This window comes from Alteromonas sp. S015, assembly GCF_036864485.1.
In the GTDB taxonomy this organism is placed as follows: domain Bacteria; phylum Pseudomonadota; class Gammaproteobacteria; order Enterobacterales; family Alteromonadaceae; genus Alteromonas.
The window spans coordinates 291,745-303,123 of record NZ_JAZETO010000005.1; the positions used below are offsets into that span (position 1 = coordinate 291,745).

At 46.1% G+C, this 11,379-nt stretch carries 7 protein-coding genes; all 7 read right to left on the minus strand.

Annotation, left to right across the window (positions count from 1 at the left end; genetic code table 11):
• Positions 1-7: 7 nt before the first annotated feature.
• Positions 8-1,531, minus strand: coding sequence for an amidophosphoribosyltransferase (gene purF / locus V7R42_RS11730; RefSeq protein WP_014949941.1), 1,524 nt, complete (start codon positions 1,529-1,531; stop codon positions 8-10).
• Between the two features lie 14 nt (positions 1,532-1,545).
• The gene (locus V7R42_RS11735) at positions 1,546-2,034 is read right to left on the minus strand and encodes a CvpA family protein (protein ID WP_334020403.1); all 489 of its coding nucleotides are present in this window, start codon (positions 2,032-2,034) and stop codon (positions 1,546-1,548) included.
• Between the two features lie 159 nt (positions 2,035-2,193).
• Positions 2,194-2,814, minus strand: coding sequence for an SPOR domain-containing protein (locus V7R42_RS11740; RefSeq protein ID WP_334020404.1), 621 nt, complete (start codon positions 2,812-2,814; stop codon positions 2,194-2,196).
• A 46-nt stretch (positions 2,815-2,860) separates the two neighbouring features.
• The gene (gene folC / locus V7R42_RS11745; RefSeq protein WP_334020405.1) at positions 2,861-4,192 is read right to left on the minus strand and encodes a bifunctional tetrahydrofolate synthase/dihydrofolate synthase; all 1,332 of its coding nucleotides are present in this window, start codon (positions 4,190-4,192) and stop codon (positions 2,861-2,863) included.
• A complete protein-coding gene (gene accD / locus V7R42_RS11750) occupies positions 4,192-5,037 on the minus strand; it encodes an acetyl-CoA carboxylase, carboxyltransferase subunit beta (protein WP_014949945.1) in 846 nt (281 codons plus the stop codon). The genes folC and accD overlap by 1 nt, the downstream gene beginning before the upstream one ends.
• Before the next feature lie 310 nt (positions 5,038-5,347).
• On the minus strand, positions 5,348-6,139 hold the full coding sequence (gene truA / locus V7R42_RS11755) for a tRNA pseudouridine(38-40) synthase TruA (protein ID WP_334020406.1): 792 nt from the start codon (positions 6,137-6,139) through the stop codon (positions 5,348-5,350).
• Between the two features lie 204 nt (positions 6,140-6,343).
• Entirely contained in the window at positions 6,344-11,335 is a 4,992-nt protein-coding gene (locus V7R42_RS11760; protein WP_334020407.1) for a FimV/HubP family polar landmark protein, read from the minus strand.
• Between the last annotated feature and the right edge of the window lie 44 nt (positions 11,336-11,379).

Sequence of the window (11,379 nt, forward strand, 5' to 3'; positions counted from 1 at the left end):
TCTAACATTAATCAGCGGCATCAATATTATGCACATCAAGGTTACTAAGCTCTGCTTGCACCACTGGCGCTTTTCTTGACGCTTCACCGCGCGACATATCAATTCGCTCAAGGTACTCTTGGTCGATATCCGCAGTAATATAATTACCATCGAACACTGATGTTTCGAAACGCTGAATAGTTTCGTTCTCTTCGCGAACGGCATCAACCAAGTCAGAAATGTCTTGAAAGATTAGACCATCAGCTTGGATTAGTTCTGCAATTTGATCGATTTCACGACCATAAGCAATCAGTTCGTTTGCCGATGGCATATCAATACCATACACATTCGGGAAACGAATCTCTGGAGCGGCTGACGCGAAATACACTTTTTTCGCACCTGACTCACGCGCCATCTCAATGATTTGACCTGACGTAGTACCGCGCACGATAGAGTCATCGACTAGTAGTACACTTTTTCCTTTAAACTCAGACGATATTGCGTTTAGCTTACGACGTACTGACTTCTTACGCATGGTTTGGCCAGGCATAATGAACGTACGGCCAATGTAGCGATTTTTAACGAAGCCTTGCCGATACGGTAAGTCTAAGGTATTCGCGATTTGAAGCGCCACATCCATAGAGGTTTCAGGAATAGGAATAACCACGTCAATATCAAGGTCTGCCCATTCGCGTTTAATTTTTTCACCGAGCTTGCGGCCCATGTTTACACGCGATGCATAAACAGAAATGCCATCTATAAAGCTGTCTGGACGAGCAAAGTAAACAAATTCAAAGATGCACGGTGACGTTACAGGGTTTTCAGCACACTGTCTGGTATGTAGCTGACCTTCTTCGGTAATGAAAACCGCTTCACCTGGCATTACGTCGCGAACAAACTGGAAGCCTACGGCATCAAGCGCCACGCTTTCAGATGCCACCATCCATTCCTCACCTAACTCGCTCATACGCTTTCCTAGCGCCAGAGGGCGAATACCGTGTGGGTCGCGAAACGCTACAATGCCCTGTCCGATGATAGCCGCAACGACAGCGTAGGCTCCACGGATCTTCTTATGAACTTTCGTTACCACTTCAAAAATGTGTTCGGCGCTTACGCTTAAACCTGCAACTTGCTGAAGCTCGTGAGCAAGAATGTTAAGTAATAATTCTGAATCTGAGGTGGTGTTGATGTGACGGCGTGCAATGCGGAACACTTCTTCCTGAAGCTCATGAGCGTTAGTTAGGTTGCCATTGTGAGCAAAAGCAATACCAAACGGCGAGTTCACGTAAAACGGTTGCGCTTCTGCAGAGCTTGACGTACCCGCGGTTGGATAGCGAACATGGCCAATCCCCATGTTGCCCGATAGCCTTTTCATATGACGCGTATGGAAAACATCTCGAACCAAACCATTTGCCTTACGCAAATTGAACATATTTTGGTCGATAGTCATTATGCCTGCGGCGTCTTGTCCACGGTGTTGAATAACCGTGAGACCGTCGTACAGCGACTGAGCTACGGGCGTTTTACCAACTATTCCGACTATACCACACATGTGCGTTACCTATTTCAAGCGGGATTTAAAAAACTAGAGGAGTCTTTCACATAGCTGAAAAACCACTCAATGATGACACCAAACTCGGGAATGAGCACCGATGCTTGCCACCAACCAGAGGAAGCGGCGCCAGTGAAGGTGTCCATAAAAAAGAGCAATGCGCTAACTATAAGCACGCCACGCAGAGCACCAAAAACGATACCTAGTGCCCTATCTGTGCCAGACAAACCCGTTGCCTGAACTAGCTGGCTAATAACGTAATTGATCATGCCGCCCAGAATGAGCGTTGTGACAAACAATGCTGCTATTGCAGCACCGTTTTTTAAGTAAGGGTCGTCAATGGCTGTAAAGTAAACGGCGAGGTCCGCGTAAAAATTGCTTGAAATAAAGAGTGCAGCAAACCAAACCACTAATGAGATGGCTTCTTTAACAAACCCTCTGATCAGGCTTATTAAGGTAGATACCGCAATGATACCCAGTATGGAAAAGTCTACCCAGTTCATCGTCTCTTTATTGCGTTGATGTTGCTTTTTATCGAAAAGCAACGAGCCTTTGGCGAGATGGCGCGCATTCTAACAGAAGATAAAAATATTACTAGTCTGTAATACCAATCCAGTTGCTCCATCTACGCTAAATTCGGCCCTCACTAGGGGTAAAGCGCACTATTCAACTTTGAACGTAGTGACCTTACCTTTAAGGCTCGTAAGTTCTTTTAAGTGTGGTAGTGCAGATTCCAATTTCTTCTTGTCCAAATCCGGCCCCACGAAGACTTTATTGAGCAGGCCAGAGCTTGTTTGAATTTTGCGACTAAATGCGCGATATCCGGCCTTCTCCAATTTCGTCAAAAGTGCCTTCACGTTTTTCTCGTGACGAAAGCTGCCGAGTTGAATAACCCAACCAGCGTCATCGTCTGCGACACTTTTCGTATTAACCACCGTTTGACTTGCTAGCTTGTCCTCTTCTTCAAAGGTTTTCACCGTTGGCGCTTTTGCGGTAGTCGCTTCACTTGAGCGACCACTGTCCCTAGCGCCAGAAGAAGTGGGTTCATCATCTAGTGCCGTTTCATCTTCAATTTGAACCGCTGGAACTGATGCTTTGGCTACTCGCTCTGATGGAAACGATTCAGGCTCAACGATAGGCTTTTTAGCTGGGTTGGCAGGTACAGAGACAAATGGTTCCCTGTTTGTTTGCTTTTTGCCGTCAAGAAAGTCTGGTAAAAAGATAACCGCTAAGGCGACAACAATAATTGTCCCCACCAGTCTATTCTTTAATGCCGATGTCACTGTGCTCTCCTGCTTGAATACACGGTTATACTCTACAATGCGTATGTTAGTTTTGCTCAGCAAGCACGTCTGCTACGGTAACAAAAGAACCAAAAACGAGAATAAGTTCACCAGTTTGATAATCTGCAAGCGCGCGCTGATATGCCGAGGTCACGTCCTGAAACGTGTCTATATTCTCTATGGTTGTGCCGGCATTAACAAGTGCATTTTCAAGTACTTCTGCTTTACAGCCCCGAGGACCACTGGTTGACGCTACGTACCACTTGGCATTAAGTGCCGCCAGTGGCGCTAAGGTTTCAGCAATAGACTTATCTTTAAGCATGCCTACCACAATACGCATTTGGCTTACATCATAACGATTCAGCCAATCTTGCATAGCTGTTGTGGCCTGTGGATTGTGGGCAACGTCTACAACAACGAGCGGTGATTCACTGATAGTCTGCTGACGCCCCGGCATGGTGGTGTTTTCAATAATATCTCTGACTACATGTTCTTCAGGAAGCAAATCTAGCAGCTCCAGCGCAGCCAACGCTGTGCTCGCATTTTGAAGCGGAATTTTAGGGTAAGGTAGTGACGTATAACTATTGCTCTTCCCTTTCCAGCTCCACTCACTGTAATCACTTGCTACTACGGTTTCGAAATGTTGTGTAGCCCATCGTACGTTTGCCTGTAGTTCGTTAACCACATCGTAAAGCGATGATGGTGGAAACAGTTCACCCACCACGGCACTGCCGTTTTTACGCATAATGCCCGCTTTTTCCCGGGCTATTTTTTCGCGGGTATTGCCAAGCCAATCCTGATGGTCGAGATCGATAGTCGTAATAACGGCAAGATTGGGGTCAATAATGTTGGTGGCATCCAAACGTCCACCCAGGCCAACTTCAAGAATGACCACATCGACTGCCCATGACTGCATCATTTTCATGGCGGCCAGCGTACCGAACTCAAAATAAGTTAAAGTAATAGGTTCGCCACCCGTGTCTTTACGTGCACTTTCAACAAACTCAAATGCATCTACAAATTCATCGGCAGGCGGCAACTCGCCGTTGTAACGCACACGTTCACGATAGTCGGTTAAATGGGGTGAACTGTATACCGCAACACTTTTTCCTTGCGAAAGCATGGCCTGCTCGAGTAAGCGGCACGTTGTGCCTTTACCGTTTGTGCCTGCAACAGTAATAACCAAAGACTGGCTAAGCGAAAGTCCCATGGCATTAGCCACTGCTTTCACTCTGTCTAGCCCCATATCGATGGCGCTAGGATGAATAGATTCTAAGTAGGATAACCACTGGCTCAGGCTTTTTTGCGAAGATGAAGACGCTGAGGCGTTTTCTGCGTGTGGCGCTGAGCCAGTATTTAGATTGTTTTCGTTATTCACTAATTCTTATAATGCAACTTAACCAACAGGCTGTGTAATCTATCACGCATATCTCTGCGGTCAACAATCATATCAATTGCACCTTTCTCAACAAGGAATTCACTGCGCTGAAAACCTTCAGGCAACTTCTCCCTTACAGTTTGCTCGATTACGCGAGGACCTGCGAAGCCGATAAGCGCTTTTGGCTCGGCTACGTTTACGTCACCAAGCATGGCCAAGCTTGCAGATACACCACCCATTGTAGGGTCGGTAAGCACACTGATATAAGGCAAACCTTTCTTACTCATTTTAGCGAGGGCTGCAGATGTTTTAGCCATTTGCATTAGCGACATCAATGCTTCTTGCATACGTGCACCACCACTTGCACTAAAGCAAATAAGGGGCATATCATTTTCTAAGCAAGCATTAACAGCGGCTACGAAACGCGCGCCTACTACTGATGCCATTGAGCCGCCCATAAACGCAAACTCAAAACAAGCAACCACTACAGGCATGCCTTTTAACTTGCCCTGCATTACCACTAGCGCGTCTTTCTCGTTTGTAGCCTTTTGTGCTGCAACAATACGATCTTTATAACGCTTAGAGTCCTTAAACTTAAGTACGTCTTGCGGCTCGTGCTCTGCACCTAACTCTACGCGATCGCCATCGTCCAAAAATGCATCGATACGGCGACGCGCGGTGATACGCATGTGATGGTCACACTTAGGGCAAACTTCCTGAAGTTTTTCCAGTTCGCTCTTATACAGCACTGCTTGGCATGAACCACACTTCGTCCAGATACCTTCTGGTACGTTACCTTTGGTTGATGTTTGCGTGCGAGGAAGAATTTTTTGAATCCAGCTCATGGAAATTGAATCCTTTGTTTTTGTTTGCCGGCCATGACGATTGATGTTTGTTCATACTTGTGACCAACAACACATTAATTTTTTAAGTTTCATACTGTATTACAAAGAAAAAATACGTAACACAATAGAACAGCTACCTAATATAGCGCGCTATTAGACCACAATACAACGAAATGGAAAAAACAAAACTGGTCTTAGAAGTTGGTAAGGGATGATTTGAAGATATAGGCTTCAATACAACCCGAGTTAAGTGCTAGCTGGTATGCGGCTAACTCGGGCTTGAGAAGCTTAGGCATAAATATTGACTAACTTAAGCCTCAGGAAGGAATAGTGGCCCCAAAGGCCCTTTAGGCAGGTTATGCTCTTCAGGGTAAGTTACGTCTACCAGGTACAAGCCATTTGGCTTCGCCGTGGCTGCAGATTTGCTTCTGTCTTTCAGGCTTAACAAGTGAGCTATCCAGTTTACATCTTGCTCCCCTGTCCCAATTTCAACGAGCGCGCCTGTAATATTTCGAACCATATGGTGCAAGAAAGCGTTGGCGCGAATATCGATAATGACGTATCGCCCTTGGCGATATACGCTCACATCGGTAACGTTGCGAAACGGCGTTTTACTTTGGCATAATGCAGCGCGGAAGGAGGTAAAATCTTGCTCGCCTAGCAGTGCTTGTGCGGCAACATGCATTTTTTTCTCGTCTAATTCGCGGTGAATATGGGTAACACCGGAATGGAGAATAGCAGGACGCATCTTCGCATTATGAATAACGTAACGATAGCGGCGGTGTGTAGCAGAAAAACGTGCATGAAAGTCATCGCTGACGTTCTTCGCCCAAGTAACCGCAACAGAGTTAGGCAGATTCGCATTTACGCCGAGTGTCCAAGCGCGCTCTGAGCGTGGTGCATCACAATTAAAATGGACCACTTGCCCAGTGGCATGCACACCAGCGTCGGTACGCCCGGCGCATTGCACTTCAATGGGTTCGTTGGCTACTGTCGATAGTGCCTTTTCAAGATGTTCCTGAACACTTGGTACTTCACGCTGGCGTTGCCATCCGTATACAGCAGCACCGTCGTATTCAATCCCTAAGGCAATTCGCCCCATATCTGTTTTACCCCATTTCTGAAAAGGCGCTAAGTGTAGTCATGTCGCTTGCAACATGCAATGCCGCTAATACGCAAAACCCTATTAGGCCATAGAAAATGAATGTACATCATCTAAAACGAAAACGGCCTGTATATCTTATAAATATACAGGCCGTTCATTATGTCTATCGAACAATCTATTATGCGCGTCCGTACAGATAACTTAGGCAATATTCGCTAAAATCAATGCGGCTTCCTGCTTTTGTTCTTCGCTACCTTCTTTCATTACTTCTTCAAGTAACTCTTTTGCCGCATCTACATCGTCCATTTCAATATAGGCGCGTGCTAAATCTAAGTTAGCGTTTTGCCCTGCGTCTTTATCTATATCAATCACCGTATCTTCATCAGATACGCCAGTGAAATCAGACAAACTCACATCAAGATCTAGCGCTTGGCTATCTGGGTCGATAGCGTCTGCATCATCGCCATCATCCATCAGTGCTTCTACGTCAAGGAAGTCGTCTGGAGGCGTTTGAGCCTCACTTTCCACGTCTACATCACTAAGCAAGGCTGCAAGATCTAAGTCAGGGTTATCAAGTTTGAGGTCGTCCTCTTTCCCCTCGTCAGTGTCAACGGCTTGATCACTTTGTTCGTCCTCTTCAATTTCAGTAGGTGTGGCAATATCCAATTCCACATCATCTGGAATTTCAAGGTCGTCTAATGCCAGTTCTGAATCATCTTCTTCAAGAGCGAAAGTATCTTCGTCACCATCTTGCTCTGACTCAGAAGCGCCACCTTCCTCTAGCTCAAAGGTTTCATCGTCCTCTTCTAGTTCAAACGTATCATCGTTCTCGTTGAGTTCAAGATTGTCGTTGACGCTGTCTTCTGGCTCAGATGGGGCTACATCATCTTCCTGTTCAAGGGCAAAAGTATCTTCTTCAATTTCTGCTAAAGATGCTTCTGACTCCTGAGCGTTTTCACTTTCAATATCACTGCCATCGACAATAGTGTCTGACTCAAGGCTTTGAAGAAGCTCATCGAATTCTGCACTGTCTAAGTCATCGAGAATTTCATTATCGTCTACATTATTGTCATCAGAAGATGACAGCCAGTCATCAAGACCAGGCACATCATCAAGTTCATTAAAGTCTTCTTCGCTGTTTTTATCTGAATCGGGTTGACTTGAATCAGACTTTTCAGGTGAGCTCGACTCTTCGTCACCACCAGATTCTGACGATAGCTCGTCGCCTTCATCTTCACCGTCTACTACACCGTCAATTTCTTGCTCTAACTCAAAACTTTCTATTTCGTCATACGCCGCGTTTAATAGGCTATCGTCGTATTCATCACTGTCTTCTGCTGGCTCTGTTGGCGCTGAAGGCTTTCCCTGCGCTGAGGGCTTTTCCTGCGCTGAGGGCTCTTCTCCCGCTAAAGGCTCTTCCGTATCCATCTGACTGAATGAAGGAATATCATCCATCATTTGTCTTTCAAACGCTTCAATAGCGTCATCCAGTGGATCGTCTGACGTTTCTTCTGTGTTTTCTATGGTGCCTTCATCAGCATTCTCTAACTCTGGCTCTATGTCAGGGTCTGCCTCAGTTTCGAATGCTAGTTCTGATTCTGGTGCTGGCTCCGCGTCAGGTTCTGCTTCTAATTCAGGCTGTTCAGCCTCAGAGGCAGGCTCTCCTTCACCTTCCAAGTCGATTTCAGGCTCAATCTCAGCGTCTTGCTCTGGCTCTATTTCAGTTCCAGGCTCTGATTCTAATTCGGTTTCTAACTCAGGTTGTTCAAGTTCAGAGGCAGGTTCTCCTTGAACTTCCGAGTCGATTTCAGGCTCAGGCGCTTCCTCAGTTTCGAATGCTAGTTCTGATTCCGGCGTTGGCTCCGCATCCAACTCAGCCTCTAATTCTGGCTCAATCTCAGTGTCTTGCTCTGGCTCTATTTCAGTTCCAAGCTCTGGTTCTGATTCGGTTTCTAACTCAGGTTGTTCAGGCTCAGAGGCAGGCTTTCCTTCACCTTCCAAGTCGATTTCAGGCTCAGGCGCTTCCTCAGTTTCGAATACTAGTTCTGCTTCCGGTGCTGGCTCCGCATCTAACTCAGCCTCTAATTCTGGCTCAATCTCAGTGTCTTGCTCTGGCTCTATTTCAGTTCCAAGCTCTGGTTCTGATTCGGTTTCTAACTCAGGTTGTTCAGGCTCAGAGGCAGGCTTTCCTTCACCTTCCAAGTCAATTTCAGGTTCAGGCGCTTCCTCAGTTTCGAATGCTAGTTCTGATTCCGGCGTTGGCTCCGCATCCAACTCTGCCTCTAATTCAGGCTCAATCTTAGCGTCTTGCTCTGGCTCTACTTCAGTTCCAAGCTCTGGTTCTGATTCGGTTTCTAACTCAGGTTTTTCAGGCTCAGAGGCAGTTCCTCCTTCATCTTCCAAGTCGATTTCGGGCTCAGGTTCTTCCTCAGTTTCGAATGCTAATTCTGATTCCGGCGCTGGCTCCGCATCCAACTCTGCCTCTAATTCAGGCTCAATCTCAGCGTCTTGCTCTGGCTCTACTTCAGTTCCAAGCTCTGATTCTGATTCGGCTTCTAACTCAGGTTGTTCAGGCTCAGAGGCAGGTTCTCCTTCATCTTCCAAGGCGATTTCGGGCTCAGGTTCTTCCTCAGTTTCGAATGCTACTTCAGTTCCGGGCTCAGGTTCTTCCTCAGTTTCGAATGCTAATTCTGATTCCGGCGCTGGCTCCGCGTCAAGTTCCGCTTCTAATTCTGGCTCAATCTCAGCGTCTTGCTCTGGCTCTATTTCAGGTTCAGGCTCTTCCTCAGCTTCGAATTCTGCGTCCGCGTCGTCAGATTCTATTTCGGATTCAAGCTCAGAAAGTAGTTCATCTGTTAGCGAATCTACTTCTTCGCTACTTTTAGACTCTTCTTCTTCTAATTCGGCAAGCAATTCATCAGTAAGTGGATCACTAAAGTCATCTTCGTTCTCATTGCCTGCAGTAGCATCTATACCTACATTTTCATTGTGTGCTTCTGGACTAACTTCAGGTTCGTCTTCTAACTCCGCTTCAAGCTCTGCTAGTAGCTCATCAGTAAACGGATCATCAAAATTATCTTCATCAAAAGCGTCAGTAGTTAACGCGTTTGAAGCACTTTCGTCGAGCTCTATCTCCGCTGACGTCTCTGTATCCGCTGAGGGCTCTGTATCCGCTAAAGGCTCTTCATCAAATTCATCTTCCGCCTGTAGCTCGGCAATGAGTTCGTCAGAAAGCGGGTCGCTAAAGTTTGCGCTGGTTTCTATATCATCAGTGACTATTTCATCTAAATCGTCAGTGATGGCGTCAAGACTCTGAATAGACTGCGGCGAAGGCGAAGACGTAGTTATTTCTTCCTCAAGATCATCTTCGTCTTCGGCATTTTCCTCACCAAGATCGCCCATCATCTCAATTTGCTCTATTTCACTAAGCAAATCGTCTGTGATTTTATTTATCTCTTTATTTTGCTGATTTATCTCGTCGTCAAGCTTACTCAGCATGTCCTCGTTGATCAGGTCATCATTACTATCTAGTTCATCGGTGAGGCCGGCGTCAACGCCATGCTCTTCAAGTAAATCATCAATGCTGATTTCAGGCATATCGTCTTCATCTTCTACCGCTGGCAAAGATGAAACATTTTCTGTTTCTTCGTTAGCTTCAGACAAATCGTCAACCGAGCTAGCTAGCAACGCATCAATATCGTCTTCATCTACATTTTCTGATTCGGCAGTTCCGTTTACCTCAGCAAGAATATCGTCAGGGTCGATGTCGCCCGACTCGTTAAGTTCATCACCTTCAGGTTCTGCCGCGTCTTGGCTTTGTACATCATCGAGCAAGTCATCAATGTCAAAATCATCATCGGTTGATACCGACTCTTCTGGCTTGCTATCTTCAGCAACATCTGCACTGCTGTTTTCATCAAAAACATCGTCATCCCCAGAAAGGTCGAAACCTTCAAGGTCGTCAGCGTCATTTTCGTTTAATACCTTATCTGACAAGTCATCGTCGTCGAACAAGCTATCTAATTCGCTCTGATCGAGCTCATCATCTCCTGCTTCAAACAAATCGTCGCCACCATCATCTGGCACCAACATGTCATCTTCAAGGTCTGAAAAGGTCTCTAATTCATCATCCAGACTTTCTTCTAAATCTGACGTAAGAACGTCATCTAGCAGGTCATCATCATTAAACAAGTCATCATCTGATAGCTCTGCTTTGTCGTCAAAATCTGGAGCTAGCGCACTTGACAGGTCGTCGATGTCGGCTTCAGGCACCGGCACGTCTTCGTCAACAGCGGTGATTGTGGGGCCTGCAACAGGCGCTTCTTCAGGCTTACTGTTGCGCTTTAGCAACCACATGATAAGACCACCAACCAACAATAACGACAAAATTGCTGAGCCGATGATTAGGCTCAACGGACTGGTAAGCGCACTAAGAAACGAAGACTGTTTCTCAGATTCCCGTTGCGCCTGCTCAGCTTTTATCATATCGAGCAGTTCTTGCTGGAGCGCCACTTGCATATCTAGTTGGCTCTTAACGTCGCCTTCTACTTGTCCACGCAAGGTTTCTAGTTCACCATTAACGGCCTCAACACGCTCGTACAAGCGTCTGTTTTCATTAAGAATTGCTTCGACGTTTTCCAGTGAGGCTGCAAACTGCATACGCAGTTCGTCAAATTGTCGGGTTTGCTCCTGATCCAAGCGAGTGATTTTCTGCTCGATATCAGTTTGGGTTTGCGTTAAGTCTTGTTGGTTTACTAAAGGAGATGCAGGCTTGATGTTTCTTACGCTACTGCCAGGCTTATTGAGCATTTCAGCAAATGCTCTGTCATCCTGCTCAGCGCGCATCTGAGCTCTTTGCTTGTCAATTCTGGCAATATAACGCTCTGATGGCAGTTTTAACACTGCACCATCAACCAATAAATTTAAATTACCGTCTTCAAACGCGTTGGGATTAAGCTCATAGATAGCGCTCATCACCTGATACACACTCAGGTTTTTGTTTTGACGATAGCGCTCAGCAATACGCCATAGGGTGTCGTTTGCGTCAATGGGTCCATATTCCAGGCCCGAGTACTGATCTGTTGCGTCTTTGGGACCTTTTAAGAAGGTAGCGCGTTCTTGTGCATCAACAGTGATAATAGGGCTAGACAAACAAAGTGTGAGTATTAGTAAGCCCGTTAAATGCAATTTCATAGCAGTCCTATATGCCCTCAAGCGTCTTTACCACCCGAGAAAAA